This window comes from Candidatus Poriferisocius sp., from assembly GCF_965219815.1.
In the GTDB taxonomy this organism is placed as follows: domain Bacteria; phylum Actinomycetota; class Acidimicrobiia; order Acidimicrobiales; family Bin134; genus Poriferisocius.
In genome coordinates this window covers 1,168,748-1,192,828 of the sequence record NZ_OZ244791.1, presented here as the reverse complement: position 1 = coordinate 1,192,828, position 24,081 = coordinate 1,168,748, and the positions used below count along the sequence as shown (strand labels likewise).

The 24,081-nt window shown below is 63.6% G+C and carries 22 protein-coding genes and 1 CRISPR repeat array; of the genes, 6 read left to right on the top strand and 16 right to left on the bottom strand.

All coding sequences use genetic code 11. The features are described from left to right. Window positions 1-4 precede the first annotated feature (4 nt). Window positions 5-367, bottom strand: coding sequence for a PEP-utilizing enzyme (locus ACOQPI_RS05705; RefSeq protein ID WP_420618720.1), 363 nt, complete (start codon window positions 365-367; stop codon window positions 5-7). Next, on the bottom strand, window positions 367-1,449 hold the full coding sequence (locus tag ACOQPI_RS05700; protein ID WP_420618719.1) for a Zn-dependent alcohol dehydrogenase: 1,083 nt from the start codon (window positions 1,447-1,449) through the stop codon (window positions 367-369). Before ACOQPI_RS05700 ends, ACOQPI_RS05705 begins: the two co-directional genes overlap by 1 nt. 72 nt (window positions 1,450-1,521) lie before the next feature. Here ACOQPI_RS05700 and ACOQPI_RS05695 point away from each other — a divergent pair, with 72 nt between their 5' ends. Both ACOQPI_RS05695 and ACOQPI_RS05690 read left to right on the top strand, forming a co-directional pair. Continuing rightward, window positions 1,522-2,679, top strand: a complete 1,158-nt coding sequence (locus ACOQPI_RS05695; RefSeq protein WP_420618718.1) for a hypothetical protein — start codon at window positions 1,522-1,524, stop codon at window positions 2,677-2,679. A gap of 43 nt (window positions 2,680-2,722) precedes the next feature. Continuing rightward, entirely contained in the window at window positions 2,723-3,733 is a 1,011-nt protein-coding gene (locus tag ACOQPI_RS05690) for a TIGR03617 family F420-dependent LLM class oxidoreductase (protein ID WP_420618717.1), read from the top strand. A 34-nt stretch (window positions 3,734-3,767) separates the two neighbouring features. On the opposite strand, the gene ACOQPI_RS05685 is transcribed toward ACOQPI_RS05690, so the two are convergent. Together ACOQPI_RS05685 and ACOQPI_RS05680 are read right to left on the bottom strand one after the other, a co-directional pair. Beyond that, entirely contained in the window at window positions 3,768-4,070 is a 303-nt protein-coding gene (locus ACOQPI_RS05685) for a hypothetical protein (RefSeq protein WP_420618716.1), read from the bottom strand. A 16-nt stretch (window positions 4,071-4,086) separates the two neighbouring features. Beyond that, window positions 4,087-5,466, bottom strand: coding sequence for an MFS transporter (locus tag ACOQPI_RS05680; RefSeq protein ID WP_420618715.1), 1,380 nt, complete (start codon window positions 5,464-5,466; stop codon window positions 4,087-4,089). Between the two features lie 61 nt (window positions 5,467-5,527). On the opposite strand from ACOQPI_RS05680, the gene ACOQPI_RS05675 reads away from it, so the two are divergent. Then, window positions 5,528-6,376 (top strand): enoyl-CoA hydratase/isomerase family protein, encoded by an 849-nt coding sequence (locus ACOQPI_RS05675; protein WP_420618714.1) that lies wholly within the window; start codon window positions 5,528-5,530, stop codon window positions 6,374-6,376. Here ACOQPI_RS05675 and ACOQPI_RS05670 read toward each other — a convergent pair whose 3' ends face one another. From ACOQPI_RS05670 to ACOQPI_RS05660, 3 genes are all read right to left on the bottom strand, one after another. Next, window positions 6,377-7,513, bottom strand: a complete 1,137-nt coding sequence (locus tag ACOQPI_RS05670) for an acyl-CoA dehydrogenase family protein (RefSeq protein ID WP_420618713.1) — start codon at window positions 7,511-7,513, stop codon at window positions 6,377-6,379. It abuts the gene before it with no gap. After that, complete coding sequence (locus tag ACOQPI_RS05665; RefSeq protein ID WP_420618712.1) at window positions 7,510-8,697, bottom strand: acyl-CoA dehydrogenase family protein; 1,188 nt, start codon at window positions 8,695-8,697, stop codon at window positions 7,510-7,512. The genes ACOQPI_RS05670 and ACOQPI_RS05665 overlap by 4 nt, the downstream gene beginning before the upstream one ends. A gap of 64 nt (window positions 8,698-8,761) precedes the next feature. Then, the gene (locus ACOQPI_RS05660) at window positions 8,762-9,100 is read right to left on the bottom strand and encodes a P-II family nitrogen regulator (RefSeq protein WP_419850021.1); all 339 of its coding nucleotides are present in this window, start codon (window positions 9,098-9,100) and stop codon (window positions 8,762-8,764) included. Window positions 9,101-9,229: 129 nt separating this feature from the next. Here ACOQPI_RS05660 and ACOQPI_RS05655 point away from each other — a divergent pair, with 129 nt between their 5' ends. Further along, window positions 9,230-9,625 (top strand): GntR family transcriptional regulator, encoded by a 396-nt coding sequence (locus ACOQPI_RS05655; RefSeq protein WP_420618711.1) that lies wholly within the window; start codon window positions 9,230-9,232, stop codon window positions 9,623-9,625. Between the two features lie 22 nt (window positions 9,626-9,647). On the opposite strand, the gene ACOQPI_RS05650 is transcribed toward ACOQPI_RS05655, so the two are convergent. Then, entirely contained in the window at window positions 9,648-10,430 is a 783-nt protein-coding gene (locus tag ACOQPI_RS05650; RefSeq protein ID WP_420618710.1) for a class II aldolase/adducin family protein, read from the bottom strand. A 62-nt stretch (window positions 10,431-10,492) separates the two neighbouring features. Between ACOQPI_RS05650 and ACOQPI_RS05645 the strand changes: the two genes are divergently transcribed. Further along, window positions 10,493-11,149 carry a nitroreductase family protein gene (locus ACOQPI_RS05645; RefSeq protein WP_420618709.1) on the top strand — a complete coding sequence of 219 codons (657 nt, stop codon included), beginning with the start codon at window positions 10,493-10,495 and terminating at the stop codon, window positions 11,147-11,149. 22 nt (window positions 11,150-11,171) lie between these two features. Further along, the gene (locus ACOQPI_RS05640) at window positions 11,172-11,579 is read left to right on the top strand and encodes a PPOX class F420-dependent oxidoreductase (RefSeq protein WP_420618708.1); all 408 of its coding nucleotides are present in this window, start codon (window positions 11,172-11,174) and stop codon (window positions 11,577-11,579) included. Window positions 11,580-11,625: 46 nt separating this feature from the next. On the opposite strand, the gene ACOQPI_RS05635 is transcribed toward ACOQPI_RS05640, so the two are convergent. The 8 genes from ACOQPI_RS05635 to csb2 form a co-directional block, all read right to left on the bottom strand. Then, window positions 11,626-11,940 carry a helix-turn-helix domain-containing protein gene (locus ACOQPI_RS05635; protein WP_420618707.1) on the bottom strand — a complete coding sequence of 105 codons (315 nt, stop codon included), beginning with the start codon at window positions 11,938-11,940 and terminating at the stop codon, window positions 11,626-11,628. A gap of 13 nt (window positions 11,941-11,953) precedes the next feature. Next, window positions 11,954-12,328 (bottom strand): type II toxin-antitoxin system RelE/ParE family toxin, encoded by a 375-nt coding sequence (locus tag ACOQPI_RS05630; RefSeq protein ID WP_420618706.1) that lies wholly within the window; start codon window positions 12,326-12,328, stop codon window positions 11,954-11,956. A 296-nt stretch (window positions 12,329-12,624) separates the two neighbouring features. Next, window positions 12,625-13,848: a DUF222 domain-containing protein gene (locus ACOQPI_RS05625; RefSeq protein WP_420618705.1), complete on the bottom strand. Its 1,224-nt coding sequence runs from the start codon at window positions 13,846-13,848 to the stop codon at window positions 12,625-12,627. Window positions 13,849-14,176: 328 nt separating this feature from the next. Then, window positions 14,177-16,655: a CRISPR direct-repeat array (repeat unit 37 nt; unit sequence CGTTCAATGAGGGCCGGGGGGTTAGCCCCGGCGACAC). 176 nt (window positions 16,656-16,831) lie between these two features. Further along, window positions 16,832-17,125: a CRISPR-associated endonuclease Cas2 gene (cas2, locus tag ACOQPI_RS05620; RefSeq protein ID WP_420618704.1), complete on the bottom strand. Its 294-nt coding sequence runs from the start codon at window positions 17,123-17,125 to the stop codon at window positions 16,832-16,834. 3 nt (window positions 17,126-17,128) lie between these two features. Then, window positions 17,129-18,184 carry a CRISPR-associated endonuclease Cas1 gene (gene cas1 / locus ACOQPI_RS05615; protein WP_420618703.1) on the bottom strand — a complete coding sequence of 352 codons (1,056 nt, stop codon included), beginning with the start codon at window positions 18,182-18,184 and terminating at the stop codon, window positions 17,129-17,131. Continuing rightward, window positions 18,181-18,801 (bottom strand): CRISPR-associated protein Cas4, encoded by a 621-nt coding sequence (cas4, locus tag ACOQPI_RS05610; protein WP_420618702.1) that lies wholly within the window; start codon window positions 18,799-18,801, stop codon window positions 18,181-18,183. Before cas4 ends, cas1 begins: the two co-directional genes overlap by 4 nt. A gap of 993 nt (window positions 18,802-19,794) precedes the next feature. Continuing rightward, window positions 19,795-22,674 (bottom strand): type I-G CRISPR-associated helicase/endonuclease Cas3g, encoded by a 2,880-nt coding sequence (gene cas3g / locus ACOQPI_RS05605; RefSeq protein ID WP_420618701.1) that lies wholly within the window; start codon window positions 22,672-22,674, stop codon window positions 19,795-19,797. Continuing rightward, on the bottom strand, window positions 22,671-24,080 hold the full coding sequence (gene csb2, locus ACOQPI_RS05600; protein ID WP_420618700.1) for a type I-G CRISPR-associated protein Csb2: 1,410 nt from the start codon (window positions 24,078-24,080) through the stop codon (window positions 22,671-22,673). Before csb2 ends, cas3g begins: the two co-directional genes overlap by 4 nt. Between the last annotated feature and the right edge of the window lies 1 nt (window position 24,081).

The window sequence follows — 24,081 nt, the reverse complement described above, 5'->3', positions numbered from 1 at the left end:
CGACTTAGCCCTCTCCGTCCACCGAGATGGTGCCCGCGTCGGTGTCGATAACCACCGTGGTCCCATCAGCCGGCTCGTCGCCGTCGAACTCCACCCCCATCAGGCAGGGGATCTGGAAGTCCCGGCTGATGATGGCCAAATGGCTTTCGATGTCGCCCGACCGGCACAGGATTCCGGCCAGGTCGGCCTCAATAGGAGCCAAAAACGTGGCCCCGGCGTCTTTCACCAATGCCACCGTCTCCGATGCCACGTCCTCGCCGGCATCGAGCACCGCGATCACATCATCCGGCGTGTCGAATCGCATCAGCCGGCCCTGGCCGGAGATGCCGGAGAAAACCGGGCTGCCCCGGCCCACAATTTCGCCCATCAAAACTCGATGACCTGGCGTACAACCTCGCCGTTGCGCACCGCCTCGAGGGCCGGATTGATCTCGTCGATGGTGATGCGCCGGGTGATCATGCGCTCCAAGTCGAGCTTGCCGTTCTTCCACAGCCGCAGCAGTCGGTGGAAGTCGCTACGCGCATCGGTGCCGCCGTAGTAGGAACCCACCAGGGTCTTCTCGTTGTAGAACAGCTCGAAGGCGCTGAAGGAGACCATCTCCTCCATGCGGCCCACCCCCACGATGCAGCAGGTGCCGCCTCGACGGGTCATGTCGTAGGCGGTGCGCATGAGGGCGGGAACGCCGACGCACTCCAGGGCATAGTCGAATCCGTCGCCCCCGGTGATCTCGTTCTTGGCCCCCTCCAGGTCTTCGGGCAGCACCGCGTGGGTCGCCCCGAAGGAGATGGCCTCGTCGAGCTTGGCCGGGTTCTTGTCCACCGCCACGATCTCGGCCGCCCCGGCGATCTTCGCCCCTTGGATGGCGGCCACGCCGACCCCTCCGGCGCCGATCACCAGCGCGGAGGAGCCCGGGCTGATCTTGGCCGTGTTCAATGCGGCCCCGGCCCCGGTCATCACCCCGCAGCCGATGAGTGAGGCCACGTCCAAGGGGATGTCGTCATCGATCTTCACCACTCCTTGGCGGGGCATGAGCATCTTCTCGGCGAACGTGCCCGCTCCGGCCATGCCGCCGATCTCCTGGCCGCCCTGGGTGAACTTCATCCGGGCCATCTCGCCGAATGTGATGTTGGAGCACAGGTTGGGCTGGTGGCGACCCGTGCAATAAAGGCACTCCCCGCAGGGCGGCGACCACATCACGATCACGTGGTCGCCCGGGGCGAGGTCGTCCACATTGGATCCCACCTCCTCGATGATCCCCGCGCCCTCGTGGCCGAGCACTGCCGGGGCAGCTTGGGGAATGGTCCCGTTCATGGCCGACACATCGGAGTGGCAAACCCCGGTGTGGGTGATCTTGATGGCTACATCATCGGGGCCCAGATCAAGCATCTCGACGTCATCGCACACGTCCAGATTGACCTCGCCCACTTCTCGCATAATCGCCGCAAGCATTGAAGGATCGTAGGCCGAGCCTGGCTTCCACGACACACCTTGCTGCCAAACCGATGGCTAGTGTCATCAGCCATGCCGCAGACCATGCCGTTGGATCTTGAGGAGCTGAACCGGCAAGTGGAGTTCTGGGACATCCTGGTCTCGGAGAACTCCAAGAAGCGCACCGGCCTGACGTCGGGACTGATCCCGGTGCGGGAGTACACCGGCTATTCGGGCATGGAGGCCTGGCTTCGCTGGCCCGACGTTTTGGCCCGGTGCGACGAGGTGCTCGATGCCTCCGAGCTCGGGGCCAAGATGCGGGGGCCGGGAACCCAGACCACCAACGCCCACCCCTTCGCCCTCGTGTGCATCCCATTCGGCGGCTGGCGGGCCCTTGAGGAGCTGTCGGCCATGGGGCTCACCACCCAGGTGGACGACGTGGAAGACAGGGTGCGCTTCCTCATGGACTACTGGATCCGCTGGGTGGAGCCGTGGCGGGGCGACGGCTTCCGCTCGTGCTGGGATGCGGCCGACACGCTGCGGACTTGCGACCCCGAGATCATAAGCACCCTCTATGAGGCCGCCTGGCCGGTGGAGAGTGACAACGACAACCGCACGGCGCGACGGTTTGTGGCCGGGCTCCAGCAATACCTGTTCTTGCTTTACTTGGACACCCGGCTGGGCACCGGCGACACCGGGCCCTATCCGCTGCCCAACGGACGCCACATGGTCGTGCGGGAGTTCTCGTCGCTGGCCCAGAGCTGGATCCCGTGGAGCCACGTGGCCGCCGATGTGCCCTATCAGAACCTGGTGGTGGGCCTGGTGTTCCGGCCCGGCATCCACAACCGGGTGAACGATCTGTCCACCACGTTCTCGGTGCCGGCCGACAACCTGGCCTGGCTGGAAGCCATGTCGGTGTTCGAGCCCCGCCCCGGCGGGGAGCTGGTGCCGGTGGACCGGGAGGAAATGCCCGAGATCCTGGCCGCGGTCAAGAAAGCGCAGGCCGATGCCTACCGGTTGATGAACACCTGGACCTTCGAGGAGAAGGTCCGCAACGGCACCCATGTCTACTTCCGGGGCCTGATGTGGCCGTTCACCAACATGCTGGGCATCGACCACGAGTTCGATTGGTCGCTCCCCCACCCCCACACCGCCGAGACGGTGTGGCCCGTCTTCGCCGGTGGCCTGCCCGAACAGGAGGACGCCGAGGAGGTCCCCTTTCCCATGTTCCCCCGCTTGAAGGGCTCCTGACCGTGAAGATCGACATTGTGGGCAGCCAGACGAGGAGGAACTCATGAAGATCGACATGCCGCTATCTGCCGATCTGGCGGGCGTCCGGGATCAGGCTGAGGCCTATCAGGCCATGGGGGTCGACGGGGTGTTCACCTTCGAGGGCCAGCGCGACGTGTTCTTCCCGCTGTTGTCCGCGGCCGAGCACACCGGCCTCGACCTCTACACCAACGTGGCCATCGCCCTGCCTCGCAGCCCGATGCACCTGGCCTACCAGTCATTCGACCTGCACCGGTTGTCGGACGGGAAGTTCGCCCTGGGCCTGGGATCGCAGATCAAGCCTCACATCACCAAGCGCTACAGCTCGGTGTGGGACCGGCCAGTGGCCCAGATGCGAGAGCTGATGGCAGCCACCAAGGCCATTTTCGCCCGGTGGCAGGATGGCGATCCCCTCGACTTCAAGGGCGACTACTACACCTTCACGCTCTCCACCCCGATTTTCGAGCCCGAGCCGCTGGAGTGGGGAACGCCGCCCATCTGGGCCGGGGCGCTGGGCCCGAAGATGACCAAGATGGTGGCCGAGACCGCCGACGGCATCTTGATCCACCCGTTCTGCTCCGAGCGCTTCCTGCGCACCAAGACGCTGCCCGCAGTGGAAGCAGGCTTAGGCGCAGCCGGACGCAGCCGGGACGACTTCACCTTCGGCGTGGGGGTGATCGTCGGGTTGTACGGAGATGACGCCGATGAGTCGGAGGCTTGGCGGGTGGAACAGCTCTGCCGCTCCAACCTCGGCTTCTACGGCTCCACCCCCGCCTACCGGGTAGTGCTCGATGCCCACGGCTGGGGCGAGCTCCAAGACGAGCTGAACCGCCTCACCAAACAGGGCCGTTGGGGCGACATCGGCGACGTGTGGGACGACGAGATGGTCCACACCCTCAGCGTCCAGGGCACCCCCACCGAGGCCGCCGCCGAGATCAAATCCCGCTTCGGCGGCCTCGCCGACCGCATCCACCTCTCCCTCCACGGCGCCCCCCAACCCCTAGTCGCCGAACTCTTCGCCGCCCTCAAGGGCTGACAGCTTCCGAGACGCCCTTCCGGGCTGCCCGCGCCTATGAATCGGGCGGCTGGATGTGGGCTTCTACTCGGTTGGCGGGCTCGTCTATCCAGCCTTTGGAGTTGGCGTAGGCCAGCATGCCGTCGAACTGAGACTCCCACTCGGCGTCGGCCGCGTCGCCGGCTAGTTCTCGCACGAAGGCGATGTCGATCCAGAGGTGGTTGTCTCGCTCTGAGGCTGCGGCCCGGCCATCGAATGCGGCCACTGCGGCGGCCACGTCGCCGTCCATTGACACATGGAACTCGCGGAAGTTGCCCGGATCCTCGAGGGTGATGGTGTCGGCGATGGCGATGTACATGCCCTCAGCATTGCCCTCAGCGGGGGCGGGTGTCGATCCGAGCGCTGAAGGGGAGCGACACCACCGCGGTGATGATCACCATGCCCATGAGCAGGTCGATGGCCTCCGACGCCGAGGCCGCGGTGGTAGCGAAGGTGAGCCCGAGGGCCACGCCGATGGTGGTGGCCACCCGCTGGGAGGTGAAGTTGATGCCCGAGGCCAATGAGTGCTGGTCGGGAGGCACGTCGACCACCGCGGCAGCCATCAACGAGGGGAACACCATGCCGGTGGCCACTCCGATCACGGTCATGCCCGCCACGAATACCGCCGCGTTGGGCTCATCGCCCAACACCACCCACAGCATGATGGTGCCGCCCACATAGATCGCAGTGCCGGGCAGGATGAACATGCGGTGGCCGGTGCGGTGCGCCACCCGGCCGATGAGCACCCCGACGACCCCGGCGAACAATGCCAGCGGTGCCACCGCGAAGCCGCCCTCGATGGGAGTCCACCCCCAAGACCGGATGACGATCACGGTGAAGCCGAAGAACATGCCGAACCACGACGACGCGAAAACCAGCATGGCCAGGTTGCTCCGGCGGACATTGGGGAAGCGGAACAGCCGCAGTTCCACCAGCGGGTTGGGATGGTGCCACGTCCGCAGCACGAACAGCCCGAACACCACCAGGCCGCCAATGATGCTGCCCACCACCTTCCAGTCCAGCCACCCCCACGGATCGCTTTGCACAATGCCGAGGGTGACCAAGGCGGTGGCCCCAGCCACCATAACTCCACCGAGGGGGTCGGGCAGCGCCTTGGTTTCGCCGCTGCGGGACTCCCGGTACACCAGCGGCACCACGATCAGGACAATGAAGCAGAAGGGGATGTTCAGCCAGAACATCCACTCCCACCCGAACCATTCGATGGCCAAGCCCCCCACCGGAGGGCCGATCGCCGACGAAGTGCCGCCCGCCACCGCCCAGATGCCAACAGCCAACGGCAGCCGGTTGGCGGGGATCGTGGCCAACAGCAGCGCCACCGCGGCGGTGTTGATGATCGAGGAGGCCACCGCCAGCACCGCCCGAGCCCCGATCAGCACCGCCACCGAGGGGGCCAGCCCACCTAGCACCGATCCGACCAAGAACAGAAGCGTCCCAACCAGCAGCATCCGCCGCCGGCCCAGCCGGTCGGCCAGCACACCGGCGGGCACCAGGGTGGCCGCCCCCACAATGGTGAAGATGTTGGTCACCCACGACAAGGTCGGGTCGGAGGTGCCCGGAAACGCCTCGCCGAGGGCCGGGTAGCCCACCGTCATGATCGACAGGCCGATGCCGGTGAGGGAGGCCGCGATCACCAGCGTGGTCAGGCCAATCGCCGGATGCCCGGTGACCGGTTGGGGCGCCGCCGCTGCGGTCATTTAGCTTTGGGGTGGGCGGCGTTCCAAGACACGACCGGCCACGCTAGACGAGGTACAGACCATGAGCAGTGAGAGCACAGGCGAAACCGTGACCGAGGTCCTCGGCGGCGACATCCTGGTAGCCCAAGACGGCGGGGTGCTCACCCTCACCCTGAACCGGCCTGACGCCCACAACGCCATCACCCCCGACCAGCGGAACTTCCTGGCCGACGAGTTCGCCCGTATCAGCGAGGACTTGTCGGTTCGAGTCGTGATCTTCACCGCCAACGGCAAGGGGTTCTGCACCGGGGCCGACCTGCGGGTGGCCCGGCCCGAACGAGTGCAGCCGCCGGATGCTCCCGAACGGGCCATCATGGAGGTGGCCCGAGGCATCAAAGTCGGGGCTCAGAAGCTGATATCGGCCATATTGGACTGCGAAAAGCCGGTGATCGCCGCGGTCAACGGGACCGCCGCCGGGATGGGGGTACATATGGCGGTGGCCTGCGATCTGGTTATCGCGGCCGAGGGGGTGCGGTTCATCGAGGTATTCGTGCGCCGGGGCCTGGTGCCCGACGCCGGTGGGGTGTACTTGCTGCCCCGCCTTATCGGCCCCCAGAAGGCCAAGGAGCTGATGTTCTTCGGCGACGACGTAAGCGCGGCCGACGCCGCGGCCATGGGACTGATCAACCGGGTGGTGCCCCCCGACGAGCTGATGCCCGCGGCCCGGGCCTGGGCCGAGCGCCTGGCCGCCCAGCCCACCAAGAGCCTGACCATGAGCAAGCTGTTGGTGAACCGCAGCTTCGAGACCAGCCGCCAGACCATGTTCGAGATGGAATCCTGGGCTCAAGAGGTGCTGATGGCCGGCGAGGACGCCGACGAGGGGGTCAACGCCTTCAAGGAGCGGCGGGACCCGAACTGGAAAGGCTGGTAGCTACCCCGCGCTGGCCAATCCACGGCCGATAGCGGCCAACTGGCGACTTCCGCCACCGAAGGTGTTCTCCAGCTGCTTGACCCACAGGAAGTAGCGGTGGACGGGATAGTCGATGTCGGCGCCCATGCCCCCGTGCAGGTGCTGAGTGGCGTGTACCACCCGCTGGCCGGCATCGGCCGACCACCATTTGGCCACCGCGGCGGCATCGGCGATCTCGGCCGCCGGGCGGTCTTCGTCGATTAGCCACGCAGCCTGGAGCAGGGTGACTCGCATGCAGTCGTTGTCGATGTAGCAATCTGCCGCCCGCATGGCCACCCCCTGGTTGGTGGACAAGGGGCGACCGAACTGCTCGCGCTCCGACGTGTAGGCCGCGGCCATGGCGGTGGCCTCCTCGCAGCAGCCCAGCGCCACCGCGGCCACCGCCACCTGGGCCCGTACCAGGGTCCACTCCACAATCGAACGACCGTCGGCGCCCTCCAGCCTTGCATCTTCTTCGACGACTACCGATCGCAGCGCCAGCTCGCCGTGAAGCTCTCGGTTTGTGGTCTCGCTCAGCGCTACCTCTACCCCTTCGGCGTCGAGGTCCACCACAAAGACCACCAGGCCATCGCCGTCTCCAACGGTGCGAGCAGGCACCACTACGGCATCGGCCACCCCCGCGGCGGGAACCGCCGGTTTGGATCCATTCAGTTTCCAGGTCCCGTCTTCGCGGCGGGTCGCGGTCACCGACGGAGACAGCGCCTCGTTGGCCCCCCATTCCGAGAACGCCCCGGTGAGCACCGCCTGGCCGGATACAACCGCTTTCAGCCAGCGGTCTCGCATCGCCGGGGTGCCGAACTCGGAAATCGGCATGGCCCCCAGTACCAGCGTGGGCCACAGCGGTACCGGCGCCACTCGACGGCCCTGCTCTCGCAGCACCAACGCGGTCTCGATCATGCCGAGACCCAGCCCGCCGTGCTCCTCGCCGATTGCCACCCCCAACAGATCAGAGGCGGCCAGTGCGCTCCACAGCTCCCGGTCGAAGCGATCAGCGCTGCGCTCCACCTCGGCCACCCGGTCGGCTCCCGCTGAACCGGAGAACACCTGCTCGGCCAGCGCGGCCACCGCCTCCTGCGACTCGCTGAAATCGAAGTTCATCGCCGACCGCCCCGAGTCATCTTCAGCCCGGTCCAGGCCACAATCTCCCGCTGGACTTCGTTTACCCCGCCGCCGAAGGTGTTGATTTGGGCGGTGCGAGCCGCAGCCTCCACCCGGCCAGCCAGCAAGGCCCCTGGGCTTCCCTCTCGGAGGTGGGCACCTGCCCCCAGCACTCCCAACAACAAGTGATAGATGTCGCTCACCGCCTCGGTGCCATACACCTTCACTGCCGACGCCCGGGCCGGGGCCAGCGAGTCGGAGGCCACCGCGGCGGCCATCTGCCAGTTGAGCAACTTCATGGCCTCCAACTTGGCGTGGCACCGGGCTAGATCCATTCGCACCCATCCCTGGTCCAGCACCGCAGCCTCGGCCCCGTCGGCAGCCGGCGTGGCGGCCGCCCAATCCACCACTTCGTCATAGAGCTGGAACGACAGCGCCCCCACCGCGGCCAGCCCCACCCGCTCGTGGTTGAGCTGGCTGGTGATGAGCTTCCACCCCTCGTTCTCGGCCCCTACCAGGTTGGCAACCGGCACCCGCACTTCGTCGTAGTAGGTGGCCGTGGTGGTGGCGTTGCCCACGGTGACGATCGGGGTATGGGAAAAACCGGGGCTGTCGGTGGGCACGATGATGATGGAGATGCCCTTGTGGTTAGGAGCATCGGGGTTGGTCCGACAAGCCAGCCAGATGTAATCAGCTTCGTTGGCCCCCGAGGTGAATATCTTCTGGCCGCTGATCACCCATTCGTCACCGTCTCGCACCGCCCGGGTGGTGAGCGACGCCAAGTCGGTGCCCGCGCCCGGCTCGCTGTAGCCAATGGCGAACTGAATCTCACCGGCCAAGATGCCCGGAAGGTAGGCGGCCTTGTGCTCTTCGGAGCCGTGGGCCATCAGTGTGGGCCCCACAGTGTTGAGGGTCACAAACGGCATCGGGCAGCCCGACCGCTGCGCCTCGTCGAAGAAGATGAACTGGTCGATGGCCGACCGCCCCTGGCCGCCATAGGCCTTGGGCCAGCCGATGCCCAGCATGCCGTCCCGCCCCAGTTGGCGGAAAATCTCCAGCCGGACCGGGCTGGTCTCATGGGCGCCTTGGAGTGCTTCGCAAACCTCATCGGTCATCAGGTCTGCGAAGTACTCCCTCAGCTCAGAGCTGAGAGCGCGCTGGTCGTCTGTGTAGTCGAGATGCACCGAGCCGCGACGCTACCAACGCCGGTGGTGCCGTACCGTTTTGGAAGGGGTTAGACGTAGCGAATCAGAGAGCGTCGGCGCCCTGCTCCCCGGTGCGGATGCGGGTCAGGCCCTCCACCGAGGAAGTCCAGATCTTGCCGTCGCCGATCTTGCCGGTGCGGGCCGCGCCAGCAATGGCCTCGGTGGCCGCGGCCAGCGAGGAATCATCTACTACCACCTCGATACGCGACTTCGGGGTGAACGACACCTTGTACTCGGTGCCCCGGTAGGTCTCGGTGTGACCGCCCTGGCGACCAAAGCCCTGAGCTTCACTCACCGTCATGCCCTGGACACCGACCTCGGCCAGCGCCTCCTTGATGTCTTCGACCTGATGCGGTTTAACCACCGCGGTGATGAGCTTCATTGATGCCGTCCTTTCTGGTCGCCGATGAGGACGCTATCAGGTCAATACAAACTAGGCAACAACTGGGAAAAACCCGGAAATTTTCTAGATATTGTGCTTTATGAGTCAGTACATTAGTACAATGTCGGTGTGCGGATTTGGATAGACGAGAGCTCGCGAATCCCGCCCTATGAGCAGCTTCGGGCCCAGCTCCGGTTGATGGTGTCGTCGGGCCGGCTCAAGCCCCGTGAGCGGCTACCGCCCATCCGGTCGCTGGCCGCAGAACTGGGTCTGGCCCCGGGAACGGTGGCTCGGGCCTATCGAGAACTGGAATGGGAGGGAATCATGGAGGGCCGAGGCCGGGCCGGCACGTTCGTGGTCGACGAGCCCCCGGTGGCGTTCTCGGTGGTGGAACGACAACTGGCCGACGCCGCCGAGGCCTTCGCCGCCGAAGCCGATCGTCTGGGTGTGGGCCAACAAGCCGCCTTGTCAGCCTTGGAGACCACCTTTGCCTCCCGTACCGACCCCGATCTGGATTCCGGCTAGCGCCCCCTCGATCAGGGCTTGCTCAGCCCAAGACCACCGAGGGGTCGGGTACCAGGTCGCGGGCCAGCCACTGGAACATCCGCCAGCCGTTGTCCTCCGAGAACAGCGAAGCCTCGACTTCTTTGGCCGCCTCCTCGCTGATGGCCTTGGCGTCAGGGGCTTTCACATGCACCTCGGCCACCCGCTCAGCGGCCACAAACCACCCCACCGCCTCACCCGGTGACCGCCCTCCGGTGAGCAGCCCGTGGTTGCGGAGAATGCACACCCGGCTGGGACCCATGGCCCGGGCGATGGCCTCCCCGCCATCGACATCATTCACTTCAAGGTTGTCGCCGTCGTAGAGCGATTGGTCGAACACGAAGGCACACGACTCCTGGCTGATGGCCCGAAACGGCTCGACGTTGGCCGACCACGGCGTGCCGTAGGGAGTGTGGGTATGTGCGGCTGACGCCAGATCGGGACGGGCGTTCAGGATCGGCCAGTGGATGTGGTACGCCGCGAAGTTGACTCCGTTTTCGAGAGGACCGGACACGCCCTGGCCGTCGGGGCCCACCAGGGTGAGATTGTCGATGGTGGCATCACCAAAGCGGATGCCGTAGCCCAGCACCCAGAAGTGGTCGGCGAGGATCGGGTCTCGGGCGGTGATATGCCCGTCACCAGTTTGCCCCCAGCGCATGGCGGCAAAGATGCGATAGCCAATGGCCGCCTCCCACTTGCGCAGCAGCCTCAGCTCCTCAAGATCGGTGACCACAGGAGGGGCGGCGTCGTAGGTGACGCCCGGATACCGGTCCAACACCAAGGCCATACCCGGATGATACTTGCGCAATGAGCGGATGAATACCCCTTGTGACCCGCTAGAACAGGAGCATGGCCCATTTGAACTTGAGCGCCGATGAGGTGCTCACCACCACCCGAGCGGTGCGTCGACGGCTGGATACGTCCCGGCCGGTGGCACCGGAGCTGATCACCGAGTGCCTGGAGATCGCGGTGCAGGCGCCCACCGGGTCGAACCGGCAGAACTGGCGGTTCATGGTGGTCACCGAGCCCGAACTCATCGCCGGACTGGCCGACCTGTACCGCCGGGCCGGCGAGGTGGCCGGCGACTACCTGGGCGCGCTCCCCCGGCTGGAAGTACAGGACCCCTCCCAACTAGAGGCCGCCAACGAGAAGATGTACGCCTCGGCCGGCCATCTGTCCGAGCACCTCCACGAGGTGCCGGGAATGCTGATCCCGTGTTTGGCCGGGAGAGTGTGGGACCACCCACCGGTGACCGTGGCCTCCCACGTGGGCTCGGTCATCCAAGCGGCGTGGTCGTTCATGCTGGCCGCCCGGGAGCGGGGCATCGGCACGGTGTGGACCACCATCCACCTCTGCTATGAACAGGAGGCGGCCGATCTTCTGGGCATCCCCTACGACGAGGTGATGCAGCTAGCGCTCATCCCCTTCGCCCACACCATCGGCACCGACTTCCGCCCCGCCCGCCGCGAGCCCCTGGAGCTGGTCACCCGCTGGAACCGCTGGTAGAGCGTCCTTCTAGGATCCTCTCATGGACGCAGCACAAGCTCTGGATTACATCCGGGAGAACACCAACGCGGTGCTGGCCACCGCAAGGGCGGATGGCACCCCCCAGATGTCGCCCGTCACCCTGGCAGTGGTGGACGACACCGTGGTGATGAGCACACGGGAAACGGCCTACAAGACCAAGAACCTTCGGCGCGACCCCCGAAGCTGGCTGTGCGTGTTCCCCCGCAATTTCTTCGGCGACTGGGTGCAGATCGAGTGCCAGGCCGAGATCATCTCGGGACCAGACGCACTGGAACCGCTGGTGGACTACTACCGCACCCTGCGAGGCGAGCACCCCGACTGGGACGAATACCGCCAAGCCATGGTCACCGATCAGCGCTGCCTGGTGAAGTTCCACATCCAACGCGCCGGCCCCGACCGCTCGGGCTAACGGTGTTCTGAGAGACCCGGCGTCGACGCAATCGGCAAGAACCCTCTCAAGCAGGACTCGGGATGACGATTCGTTCGTCGTCAAAAACCGCAACCACTTCCAAATGGCCGCCCATGCTCTCCACGACCGCCCGACAAGTAGATAGCAAATTGTCGCCTGCGGCTTCCATGGCTGAGATCGACGCCTGGGTCCGCTCAAGGCGCTGAGCAAGCTCCACCTGCGTCAACTCTCGGTGCCGGCGAAGCTCGCCCAAGTTGAACGCCACTGCATCGGCCCTTGCCTCCACTTTGATGGCATCAATGCGAGCGCGACGCTCAGGGCTGATCTCCCCAACAATGTCACTGAACTTGCGGTATCCCATATCGCGATCCTTTCTAGCCGGTGCCATCAATCAAACCTTCAGAAGCCAAGTCACTCAGGTATTCCCTGTAGAGCCGCTCAGCGTGGGGAATCGCTTTGGAATACCAGAGATCCCACTGCCCGCTCTTGTCACCCCCTGTGAGGAGGATGGCCTCGCGTCGGGGGTCAAACAAAAACAAGATTCGAAGGTTCTTAGCTACGCCACGCGGCCTCAGCTCCTTCATGTTGTGATATTGCGACCCCTTGATTCGATCGACATAGGGCCGATCCAACTCAGGGCCGTGTTCTGCGAGAAGCTCTACGACAACAACCACCTCGTCTTGCTCAGACTCGGTCAGCCCGCCGAACCAGTCGGCGAACTCATCGGTGCCGTTGACTTCCCACGTCACTCAGGCACTATAAGTCAGTCTCTATATAGAAACAACCTTATATTTCTATCACGCGGCCATACGCATGAGTTGGCCGCCGGCTCCCTGCGCCGGAACTCAACCGTCTTGGCCCTGGCGAGGATGGCCTCCGCAAACCTTGGCCTCAGCGACAGCACGATCATCCGTTCCTGATCAAGCCTTCCCATATCCTCAACCACTTCCCCTCACCCCCTCCTCATAGAGCATGCCTCCACGAAAAGGGGGGAACCTCACTGGCTCACGATTATTGGCTGGTTGTGTGTGAAAGAAGGGAAGGATCAGTTCCGGAGAACGGGACTGTGCTGGGCGAGTTGGTAGGTGGTGGTACCGGTGTCGGGGAAAGGATCGGGCGGGGCGTTGATTTGGAGTCGGCCCCGGTGGTTCTGGCAGACCTGCCAGTTGCAGTCGTGGACGAGGTGGTGGCAGCCGGGACAGAGTTGGGCAAGATTGGGAATGTCAGTGGGCCCGTCGTCTTGCCAGTGCTGAATATGGTGGGCCTCGCACCGCTCGGATGGGGCATTGCAGCCGATGCACCCACCGTCTCGGGCGGCGAGCACAATCCGCTGGGCCAACGATGCCGACCGCTGCGACCTCCCCAGCCACAGCGGTTGGCCGTCGGCGTCGGCGAATGCGGTGTAAACATCGGCGTTAGCGAGCAACCGCTCTAGTTCCTCCGGGGGAACCGGCTGCCCATCGTCAAGACGGGGCTGGCTGAGCTCACCGGTAGAAGCGTCGTACTCGGAGATGATCAAAAGCGACGCCTGCGTAGCCCGCTGGGGGCCGTCCCGAGTGATCAGCTGCTTCAAGGCGTCGGCGTTGCGCTGAAGGTAGGTGATCTTGCTGTCGGGATTCTCGTCCCGGCGAAACGCCTCGGCCATTTTGGCCAGCGCCATACTTACCCGCCGTCCAGCCATGTAATCGAAATGGGCGAACAACTTCCAAGAGCCATCAGGCTCCTGGGATATGGATGCCCGGCGATCCTGACGCTGCTGCTCGTACTTGGTGTAATCCCGCTCCTCGACCCGCTCCCACCGCAACGCATAGCGAGAGAGCAGATCGGCTGGCACCCCCTTCGCGGCACCCAAGATGACTTCTTCACTGCGATAGTCAGGCTTGCCCGCCACCCGATCAATCACCCGGGCATGACTGGAAGTGATCTCACCGGCGGCCAGAGCCTCCAGCGTGGCCGGAAACTGCTCCGACAGCGACACCGCCAACTTCACATCCGAACTCGCCCGTCCCGCCGACTCCAACACCCGCTCCCGCAAAACCGCCGAAGCAGCCCGAGGACTGCTCCGCTGGGCTCTCTCTGCCAAGACTTCAGCCAGTTGGCCTTCAATCTGCGAGCGAGCCCGCGCCAATACTTCTACTCGATCATCCAAATCTTCAAGAGAAAGCTCACCAACATCGACGCGCAATACGCGAACTACCACATCTGACTTCAAGTCAATAAAGCTGTCTTTGGCTGCGGTCTCAGCACTCGCTGAGCCAGTTAACTCCATGCCTCTAAATATATCAGCTACCGGTGACAATATCCCCCAGTATCAAGCTGAAATTAGGCAAAATATATGAATCCACTCTGTATCGAATAACTTGTAGAACACTGACAACACGAAAATCGCTTTTGCTATTAAACACACATGACCATCCAGGTCATGTGTGCATTTGTGAACAACTATTCATCAGCTACATGATTTCAACACGGATTGCATAAGGCTCATTCCCGCGACGGCGTTTTCCTAATGCACTGCAAAACGCCAAATGAGGGCCGGACTGTGGAATCCGGCAACGTTACTTCGGAGGGACAATTGATCCCCCTTTCATCGAAGCCGTTCAATGAGGGCCGGGGGGTTAGCCCCGGCGACACCCGCAGCAAGGCGGCGGCGCTCAACTCCACGATCGTGCGCGTTCAATGAGGGCCGGGGGGTTAGCCCCGGCGACACAGGCGAGGTCCGTGTCGCGGCGCGCCACCTCCATCTCCGTTCAATGAGGGCCGGGGGGTTAGCCCCGGCGACACGCCTCGCAGAGCCCCTCGCCGCCCATGCGCTCGCTGATCGTTCAATGAGGGCCGGGGGGTTAGCCCCGGCGACACGGCAACGGCGGGGGCTTCTGCCATGCTCATCTGCCCACTCGTTCAATGAGGGCCGGGGGGTTAGCCCCGGCGACACGCTGTGGCCAAGGCGACGATGCCGGCTTCGAAGGGCGTTCAATGAGGGCCGGGGGGTTAGCCCCGGCGACACCAGGCGGTCGGCCTTCGCACCGACGGCAACACGGCCAACGTTCAATGAGGGCCGGGGGGTTAGCCCCGGCGACACCATCAGCGCGCACGCGGCGGCCTTCCGCACCGGGTGCGTTCAATGAGGGCCGGGGGGTTAGCCCCGGCGACACCATAACCGCGCTCAGCGAGCAACTGCGGATCATCGAGACGTTCAATGAGGGCCGGGGGGTTAGCCCCGGCGACACGTACTCGCTCATTCGTTTGTCTCCACGACCTCCAGGCCCGTTCAATGAGGGCCGGGGGGTTAGCCCCGGCGACACCTCGCCGCCGCAGCCACCCGCCAGCTCGCCGACGACGTTCAATGAGGGCCGGGGGGTTAGCCCCGGCGACACCCGTGTCGCAGAGCCTCGTCACCCAGCGAATCGACTGCGTTCAATGAGGGCCGGGGGGTTAGCCCCGGCGACACGTGCTGGCCTCCGAGGCGGCAGGGCCCATCCAGCAGCGCGTTCAATGAGGGCCGGGGGGTTAGCCCCGGCGACACCGGCGTGACGACGGGAATGGCGACGCACCGGCACTGCGTTCAATGAGGGCCGGGGGGTTAGCCCCGGCGACACGGCTTCGACGGGTCGGGCCAGGTCCGCCAGATGATCCGTTCAATGAGGGCCGGGGGGTTAGCCCCGGCGACACTCTGCTCCCTCAAGCGGTGCTGCTCCATCCGTGAGGCGTTCAATGAGGGCCGGGGGGTTAGCCCCGGCGACACAAGGGAGATCGCGGCACTGTTCCCCCGGTCGATGGTCGTTCAATGAGGGCCGGGGGGTTAGCCCCGGCGACACCCCTACCGCCTCGATCCTGTTCACTCCGTACTTGCCCTGCGTTCAATGAGGGCCGGGGGGTTAGCCCCGGCGACACCTGAAGAACGCGCAGCGCGACAACCTCAAGATCCCGGACGTTCAATGAGGGCCGGGGGGTTAGCCCCGGCGACACCCTTCCGGGCACGCAGTACGACTTGCTGACGACGAACGTTCAATGAGGGCCGGGGGGTTAGCCCCGGCGACACACAAGTTGGACCGGCAGAACAGGGCGGTGATCGAGGACGTTCAATGAGGGCCGGGGGGTTAGCCCCGGCGACACGGGGGTGGCGGTCAAGCCCACCAGCTTGGCCAGCGGCGTTCAATGAGGGCCGGGGGGTTAGCCCCGGCGACACGAAGCACGAGGCCGCGTTGGCGCTCGGCTGGGCGGTCGTTCAATGAGGGCCGGGGGGTTAGCCCCGGCGACACGACCATCTCGGCAATCGGGTGGGCGGGGCGATCCCCATCGTTCAATGAGGGCCGGGGGGTTAGCCCCGGCGACACACATGGAGAGCCCGCAGCACCAAACGCTGGGAAACCGTTCAATGAGGGCCGGGGGGTTAGCCCCGGCGACACCTTCCTCGCCGATGTCCGACACCAGATCGCCGGGCCGCGTTCAATGAGGGCCGGGGGGTTAGCCCCGGCGACACCGGCCACATCCAACTCCCTACTTGCCATCTGAGAGCCGTTCAATGAGGGCCGGGGGGTTAGCCCCGGCGACACCGGATCGCGACGTTGGGCCCCACCACCCCGATGATCTGCGTTCAATGAGGGCCGGGGGGTTAGCCCCGGCGACACCGGTCTCGCCGGAGCGGTGCTGCTGCTTCCACACGTTCGTTCAATGAGGGCCGGGGGGTTAGCCCCGGCGACACCGCATCATGCACTCATTGGCATTCGGGTCATCCCAAGCCGTTCAATGAGGGCCGGGGGGTTAGCCCCGGCGACACCGGTAATCGACCGCGTCGTCACCATCCTCGGCTACCACGTTCAATGAGGGCCGGGGGGTTAGCCCCGGCGACACCATCGCCTGCCTCTTTTGCAGCAAATCGGTGCGGTTCGTTCAATGAGGGCCGGGGGGTTAGCCCCGGCGACACGGGACATGCCGTGTTCGGCTACCAGCGGGTTCGACCGCGTTCAATGAGGGCCGGGGGGTTAGCCCCGGCGACACCATTGGTCGAACACGGGGATGGGCGCCGAGTAGAGGTCCGTTCAATGAGGGCCGGGGGGTTAGCCCCGGCGACACCCCTCCATCTTTACTTTCGGTGTCGGTGACTGATCTTGGTTAGGAGGGGAAAGGCATGGATTTAGCTGGATTGGCTTCACGCTCTATTCGATTGTCAAGGATCACCGAAGGTTCTCACCTGCTTGAGAAGAACCCGCATCAAGATTATCGCTCGGCTAGGACAGCTGTAGCGCTGGTCAGACAATCCAAGTGTCCCCGAGTCGGTGAGGTCGATCAATCCCGATAACCATGCGGCTGTCATGCAGGTTGCCATTTACCTTGTAGATGATGATGCAGTCAGCGCTCAGGTCAATGGCATCGTATAGCTCACCGATCAGCTGAGCGTGTGACTCTGGGGTCAGGCGGCACTCGAACACTGACAGCTGTGCGCGTTCCCCGTACGCAGAGCAGATATCGGCTACTCGGCGCAGCCTGGCAGCGCTTGCTGGAGTATCCGTGTCGGAGATGTCGTAAGCGACTATGACATCCATAGATCAATTTTCAAGCAGGAAGGGTGGATAGCCCGGCAAGTCGCCACGGAGCCATCTGGCCATGAGAGTGGCTTGCGCAGTGGGGATGGCCCACCGTTGGACGGGACGGCCAAGGACTTCATGGTTGAGAGAGGTGTTCTTATGGTCTTCCCAAAGACCGATCAGCTTGCGACGTCCTTCGTCGGATAGGTAGTAGGCACCACCAGGGGTCTCGGTGAAGTGCTCGGGTGTGATCTGGCCCCGTCTGATAGAAGTGACCACAAAACGGTCAGTAAGTGCTCGAAGCTCTTCAGTCAGGTCCAAGGCAAGCGACGGGCGCCCAGCACGCAGGGCCTGATGCAGGAATCCGACCTGGGGGTCCAGACCTATGGCATCGCATGCCCCGGTTGTTTCAGTAGTGACTAACCCATAGCAAAAGGACATGACAGCATTGACCGGGTCGCGGGGTGGTCGGCGGGTCCGTCCGCTGAACTCTAAGGGGCTGCTCTCAAGTACAGCGGCCAGACCATTGAAATAGACACGGGCTGTGTCGCCCTCGATACCTCGGAGTGTGTCTCGGTCTCCAGCAGATGCAACTCCCTCGATTCGCCGCAATATCTGATCGCTCCGATCGCAGAGCTGAATTGCAATGTCAGGTTCGGAGTGATCAAGCCCCCACCTTCGGAGCACAGCGGCGCTGTTGCGGATCTTCGCCGCGACGATGAGACGGGCTGCGCCAATTGCTGCGGTCGCGTCACGGGCAGCAAGGTGATGAGCCGTTCGCAGGTGGACGTTGCCGGCAATAGGACCACCAACAACGAACTTGATCTTCCCCCCTCTAGTCAGCGCTGACACTCTGATCTTTCGACCGACGCATTGAGCAATGGCATCTGTAGTGATGTGCCCGGCGAACATCACGACGGCATCAACAGCCTCTAGCGGTATGCGGCGCTTGGCTTCAGGTGTTGAGATGATCAGCGAGCCCTTCTTGTGGCTGATCCTCGACTGGTATTCAACTGTGTAGACCGTGTTGCGTTTTCTGCCCCCGTCCGAACCCGCAAAATCCGCTGGTTCTGTCATGCCGGGAGCACTCGAAGGAGGTATGCCGCCATCCTCTCTGAGTTCGCGGAAACCTCAGGCAAGCAGTGGTGGCGAAGCTGGCATTGGGTACAGCGAGCATCATTTGGCGCGCCTGGAATAACGCCATCAACCAGCTGCTGTCGGATTTCTCCCACTGTTTGGAGCGTCATTCGTCGAAGTTCCGAAGTGAGCTCCACCTGAAATCGACGCCGCGGCCCGCCATACCAGATCGCCGCACCCGGAATTGATGTGTCGAGCATTTCTTCTAGGCAGATCGCCTGAGCACAAACCTGGAGGTCGGCCGTGATGCCATGACGGACACCTGACTTGTGCTCAACCGGTCGGATGGTTCCATCTTCTAGGACTTCTACAACATCGGCGCGACCTGACAGTCCATACCTCTCCGACCAAAGCGGAACGGCTCGAAGAACTTGCTTACCGCGCTCAGCACGAGACTGCGAATGGTCGTCGACGCGCCGATGCGCTCTCCTCCCCCTGACCGTGTGCGGGTTCTCGGCCCAGATGCCGTCCACATGTATAAGGGCGCATTGGCGGGGGCAGTACTCGTAGTGTTCGATAGCCGATACCGGCACTATTGGGAGGGCAGGACCGTCCATTTCTCAGCGGTGGTCGTGCCGCTCAGCGCCTAGAGCGCGATCTGGGCGTTTGGATTCGCGTGCTGCTGAGGCCACGGGTGCTGTCGGCGCTGGCTGTGGGTCTATAAGACCTAGTTTCCCAACTGGTGTGGACCCCGAGTCTCTCCCACTCGGATTTGCTGGTTCGCCATTGCAGGACATCGCCGGACTTTCGGGGTTTCCAGGTCTGATGCCATGCGTCCAAAAGCGCGTCTATCCCCCACCGGTCCAATGACTGACTCCATGCTGGCCATATGAACACCCCCTCTCGTCGGCCACCTATTCCGTGGCCTCGCTGCCTTACCCTCTCTTGGCGCTGCTGGATTCCGTCACCGCGGACAGGCAGCAGTGCCAAGCCGAAGAATGCGAGAACTTCGATGACCGGGTCAACAAGGATCAGACCTCCGCTCTCATTCGCCCGATCTGGTATTCGGGATATGTCGAACCCGAGCCCGTTGTCGGCCACCGGGACAGAAAGGCCGACGAGGGCATCCGCGACTGCCTCGATCAGTCCGGCGGGATCATCGTGGGGGATGTGTCCGTTAACCTTGACAAGTCGATGGTGGAGCCATTTGATCGTTCCGGGACCGGCTGGGTCGAAGGGCGCATGGGCTACTTTGCCGGAATCGAGAGCGAGATCGGTCAGCGACGAAGTCAGAGTCCACGCATCAGGATGACCCCTGGTGGCGTTAACGCGTTCCACGAAGATGTCAACTGGAACCTGCCTCTCTATTGGGGCGCAGCCTTGTCGGTCTCTGGCCAGCGGCATCTCTTCAAAGCGCCCTTTGTCTGGCCAGGCTTCTGCCACAGCGGTTGCCGGCTCCTTGCGGGGGTGATGGAGTACCGCGATCGGAGAAGGGTCAGAAGTCCAGCTGAGTCTCATCTCCGGATCGAGGACAGTAGTTCCGAGTGCGGCAAGCCAGCCGTTGACCCATTCCGCCGGGAGGCCCGGGCACTCGCGGCTCGTAGCGCTGCTCATCGGATCTCCCCCTTCTGCGACATGAGATGGTCTGCCTGCCGGACAATGGCTTCAAGCAGTGCCAATCCCCAGCATCCGTAGCGCCGGTTCAACGCGGCGAACCTGGCTGGCTGCTCCCAGTCTGCACACGACAAGTCCGCGCCAGCGGTCACTTCGCGTCCTTCAATCTGGTAGTCAACTGTGGTTCCATTCTGGTCATTTACGGGTGCTACCAGCGGACGGCCTCGGCCGTGGTGGGCTACTACCAAATGGAGGAGGAGCTTCTGATCTTCATCGGTCAGGCCATGGTCGCCCTGTGCCAGCCAGGCATAGGCAAGTCTGCGCGACAGCTCTTCATGGCGTCCGCCCCTAGGCCATCCGGACGCATTGCGGAGGCGTTCCCATTCCGACCCTGGAGTGTTGGACTTTGCCAGAAGGCCGGGATGCGTATTGTCGGGATCAAGCCAATTCTGGAACCTAATGTCGGCTTTGCCAATGTCGTGCAGCCGGGCTGCGAGCTCGACGATCTTGGCTGTGCGGCTATCAACGCCTGCGGCTGCGGCGATGGTCTTTGCTACCGCGGCGGTGTCATTGCCGTGGGCTTCCAAGCTCACAGGATCTGCAATTGACAGTTCGTCGTATTCGTCAAAGCTGACTTGCGGGGCAGTTTCAGGCTCCCCGTGATGTGCGTAAACAGGAAGTCGCGGCGGTTCACTAGCCGGTTCCACGACCGGCTGGCCGCTGTCCCCTCTGTCGATCCCGTCTCTGAGTGCTTGCAAGAAATCGCTCCATTGTTCCCGGAGGCCGTCTCTGTCAAATGGCGGGGGAACGTCGGAGTCCATGAGCCCGTTGCAGAGCCTGACCGCCGCTTGCTCGACGTCTCCAGGCTCAGGTTCACCGTCTTCGTGCTTGACGAGGCGGCATAGCTCCTTCATGGCCTCGCGGGGTTCTTCAGGGACCGGCTCATACAGACCGGCCAGAGTGCTTTCGGAAATGACGAGGCCGTTGTCGAACATCGAGGCATCCTGCGCCAGTTCCTTCGTCCAAGGATTCCAATGTCCGTGGCTGTCGAGCTTTCCGATCCAGCTGGGGGCGATGATCGTGTTGCCGGGATACAAGACAAGTTCGCCGTTGCCGTCCTTTTCGATCTGCTCTGCGGAATGTTCTGTGCCGATTCGGACGCAGTCGGCCCCGGCGAGCGCTTTTCGGGCTTCATGCAGGGGGACTGAGACGACCTCCTGAGAAAATATGCGGGGCCATATCCTGTTGCCGATATCCGGCACATGCACTCGCCAGACGACGTCGACATTCCGGTCCTGCTCAAGCCGCCCTGAGAAGTACGGTTCGACAGGTGCCTCTCCCGGTGGTGGCGTGGTTGTCTTGACCCACTCCCCTAGCAGGGCTTCTGCCAGAACAGGCGCATCTGTGGATTCCTCGGGGGTGTCTCCGAGCACGTTGGCGATCTTCCCGGGTGACATGTCAACGGCCTCGTCGAAGCCGATAGAGTCCAGCAGTTGTTCGAGCACTCTGGCTGGTTCGTCACCGTAGACGGGCCACTGCCCGTCTTTAGGTACGACGTGGACGTAGACACCTCGGGCATGGGATCGCTGTCCGAGCCGGTTGAGACGGCCGAGGCGTTGAGTCAGTGCGCGGACACCACACGCCTCGGTAATCAGGTAGTCGGCGTCGAGGTCTGCTCCGACTTCGAGGGTCTGGGTGGCAACAACAACGAGATGCTTGTTGCCCTGGTGGCCAGGTGATTGCCCAGCCCGCATCCTGCCTGTGATCTCGTCGACCACTTCGCTGGCTTCAGCACCGCGGATTCTCCCGGTGGCTACCCTTACGACGCAGTCGCGTCGAGAGTCCAGAGCTTTTGCAATTGCCAAAGCTGTCTTGGGTGTATTGGCGAACACAAGTACCCCGGCCGCGGGTTCGGGGTCGAGGCTGTCCAACAACTCCTTTGCCGCGGATGCGATCAATTTCGCCGGGTCACCTCCAGCGTGCTGCTGGATGCTCAAGAGCTTCGATGCTCCCAGGCGTCTCTGTATTTCTTCGTTAGACCTGTCGTCTTCGTTGAGGGCGAACGTGTCGGCTCTAGGGCTGCCTGTAGCGGTCAGCGAGGCAACCGCTACGCCCCTACGTTGGCTCGGCAGCACCTGCTCATCTCCTGCTCCAAGCCCACCGTGGCCACTGATGGACTCAAGGAGCACTTGAAGCGGTTGGGCCAAGTGAGCCTCGTCGAGGAGGAGGAGGCTGTCCGTTCCGGCAAGCGCAGCGTCGATCGGCCGCATTGATCTCGAAGACCCATAGCCCCGGAACAACACCCGTGAGCCGTACATGGGGATGGTGGAGCAGATGATCGCCGGTTGGGCAGGGGTCCCAGGCCGATTATGCGGCTGAACAGGGGTGCTAGGCCGAGTACGGGAGTCGCCGCCCCGGAGGCGAAGTGCCTGCAATGGTGGCCCAACGCCGGCGATGCTTCGGAGCCGGGCTGCAACGGCTTTGACGGCCATTGCGGCCTCGCCGGTCACTGGATCGACTGAAAAGAGCTCTTCGTTAGTCACGACACTTGGCCGATCATCGGAGTCGGCCAGTAGTGCTGCAACCCGCGAGGCGTGCTGGTAGGTGTCGTCCACCAGTAGGCGGCGATTCACTACCCACCAGATTCTGGTGGGAGCAGTACGGTCGCCTGGGGATCGATCAGCCTGGCGGGCAAGCGTCCAGATGGCTATGTCAACGCAGGCGGTCTTTCCCAACCCTGTGGGAATGCCAACCAACTCGGGCCATTCGCCGGTCTCGGCAACCTGCTCGGCCAGACGTGCTTGCCAGGGGAACGGCTCACGGCCATTGATTGCCTCGTACCACTCGTGGAACGACGGACACTCGGGGATGCTCATGCTGCTGCCTCTGGTGGGTCGCACGGAGCGCACAAGCCAAGTCCATAGCTCCGGGCAGCACCGATGACGACTGGACCCATGACCGGTTCCTCAAAGACCAAACCGATATGAGCGTAGGGGCGGGTTTGGGAATGCCCAGGGCGACGAGTCTCAGTGGGATGCAGATCCACACCTCCCGGCAGCAAAGGCTTCCGGCTGATCCGATACTTGATGGGCTTCGGCAGTCCTGCTTGTTCGCACCAACGAACCACCGCATTCGAGTCAATTCGCCCATGACGGTCGTTGACCGCCGGAAGAGCAGTCACCCATCGGCGCGCCGGACCCGTCCACCGTCGACGGTTCGTGGTCCACCCCTCTCGGGATCGGTCAACTGCTACCTTCTTGCCGCCTGCCAGCGAAAGCGACTCCATGGAAAACAGAACATTGGCCAGGTTTCGCGCCTCCGTCTCGTCAACCCCGCCTGGCACCCAAACCGCAGCACCGTGGACCTTCCCATCAGAGTAGGGATGTCCCACGTTCGGCAGTGCGAGAAACCGGGCTAGCTGGTACTCGGCACCGTTGTTGACATGGCCGTGCAACCAGGCGGGAGGCTCTCCATACTGCTGTTGGTATCGGGCAAGAGCAGCTTGTTTGAGTCCATGGGCAACTACTACAGCTCTTCGGCCCGCTAATGGTCTTTGAAACCTCAACCATGCCCGAACTCTGCCCAGGTCTGGATTCGGGATCGGATCGTTTGGATGTCGATATCTAGTTCGCGGCTGGTGCCGTCGAGTCTGGCCCCTCGTTGCACCATGCTGTGACCAGGCATCAAACGCGGCCATCCATCTCTTCACATCGCCCCGGGTGTGGATGTTGACGAGTTCTTCGCCCTCGTCATCTGGAATCCATGCGAGACCACGGTCGATGTCGGCAGAAAGGTCGGAGTCCTGAGCGACGGTGATCTTCACAGGCGAGTCGGCACAGCCCAGATACCCCACTCGCGCTGCCCGGTACTCAAGGGCTGCCATATCGGTATCGCTGATCTCGATGTCGTATACAAACCGGACCAATGGGTTCCGCAGTGTCACCCTGACCCCTGGACGAACCAAGACGCCTTTGCGGGCCAGATACTCCTGTTGCTGGCTCCTTGCCCGGTCCTGCCCGGCGACATAGCGCTCTTGGAGCGGCTGATGGTGCGGGCCGGGATCAGCGTGAATTACCGGAGGGCCTGCTGCCGCCAACAAGTCCAATTCGCTGCCAGTTGTGCGTCGGCACCGCTCGCGGGTGCCATCTGCGGCAATCAGGGCGGCAAGGAGCCGGGCCGGCGACGGCGGCCACTCACCATGGGTTTGCCGCCCAGTCGGTGCAGAGCCATCTGGGTCGGCTCGATAAGTGCCGTGCAGCAGTTCAACCTCAAAAATGAGCACC

What these genes read in the sequence shown, in the direction of transcription:
- ACOQPI_RS05690 (WP_420618717.1), top strand. Translation starts at nt 2,723, where the DNA reads ATGAAGATCGACATGCCGCTATCTGCCGATCTGGCGGGCGTCCGGGAT.
- ACOQPI_RS05640 (WP_420618708.1), top strand. Translation starts at nt 11,172, where the DNA reads ATGGACGCAGCACAAGCTCTGGATTACATCCGGGAGAACACCAACGCG.
- cas4 (WP_420618702.1), bottom strand. Translation starts at nt 18,801, where the DNA reads ATGGACGGTCCTGCCCTCCCAATAGTGCCGGTATCGGCTATCGAACAC.
- cas1 (WP_420618703.1), bottom strand. Translation starts at nt 18,184, where the DNA reads ATGACAGAACCAGCGGATTTTGCGGGTTCGGACGGGGGCAGAAAACGC.
- ACOQPI_RS05695 (WP_420618718.1), top strand. Translation starts at nt 1,522, where the DNA reads ATGCCGCAGACCATGCCGTTGGATCTTGAGGAGCTGAACCGGCAAGTG.
- cas2 (WP_420618704.1), bottom strand. Translation starts at nt 17,125, where the DNA reads ATGGATGTCATAGTCGCTTACGACATCTCCGACACGGATACTCCAGCA.
- ACOQPI_RS05675 (WP_420618714.1), top strand. Translation starts at nt 5,528, where the DNA reads ATGAGCAGTGAGAGCACAGGCGAAACCGTGACCGAGGTCCTCGGCGGC.
- ACOQPI_RS05625 (WP_420618705.1), bottom strand. Translation starts at nt 13,848, where the DNA reads ATGGAGTTAACTGGCTCAGCGAGTGCTGAGACCGCAGCCAAAGACAGC.
- ACOQPI_RS05680 (WP_420618715.1), bottom strand. Translation starts at nt 5,466, where the DNA reads ATGACCGCAGCGGCGGCGCCCCAACCGGTCACCGGGCATCCGGCGATT.
- ACOQPI_RS05670 (WP_420618713.1), bottom strand. Translation starts at nt 7,513, where the DNA reads ATGAACTTCGATTTCAGCGAGTCGCAGGAGGCGGTGGCCGCGCTGGCC.
- ACOQPI_RS05645 (WP_420618709.1), top strand. Translation starts at nt 10,493, where the DNA reads ATGGCCCATTTGAACTTGAGCGCCGATGAGGTGCTCACCACCACCCGA.
- ACOQPI_RS05650 (WP_420618710.1), bottom strand. Translation starts at nt 10,430, where the DNA reads ATGGCCTTGGTGTTGGACCGGTATCCGGGCGTCACCTACGACGCCGCC.
- ACOQPI_RS05635 (WP_420618707.1), bottom strand. Translation starts at nt 11,940, where the DNA reads ATGGGATACCGCAAGTTCAGTGACATTGTTGGGGAGATCAGCCCTGAG.
- cas3g (WP_420618701.1), bottom strand. Translation starts at nt 22,674, where the DNA reads ATGAGCATCCCCGAGTGTCCGTCGTTCCACGAGTGGTACGAGGCAATC.
- ACOQPI_RS05700 (WP_420618719.1), bottom strand. Translation starts at nt 1,449, where the DNA reads ATGCTTGCGGCGATTATGCGAGAAGTGGGCGAGGTCAATCTGGACGTG.
- ACOQPI_RS05705 (WP_420618720.1), bottom strand. Translation starts at nt 367, where the DNA reads ATGGGCGAAATTGTGGGCCGGGGCAGCCCGGTTTTCTCCGGCATCTCC.
- ACOQPI_RS05660 (WP_419850021.1), bottom strand. Translation starts at nt 9,100, where the DNA reads ATGAAGCTCATCACCGCGGTGGTTAAACCGCATCAGGTCGAAGACATC.
- ACOQPI_RS05685 (WP_420618716.1), bottom strand. Translation starts at nt 4,070, where the DNA reads ATGTACATCGCCATCGCCGACACCATCACCCTCGAGGATCCGGGCAAC.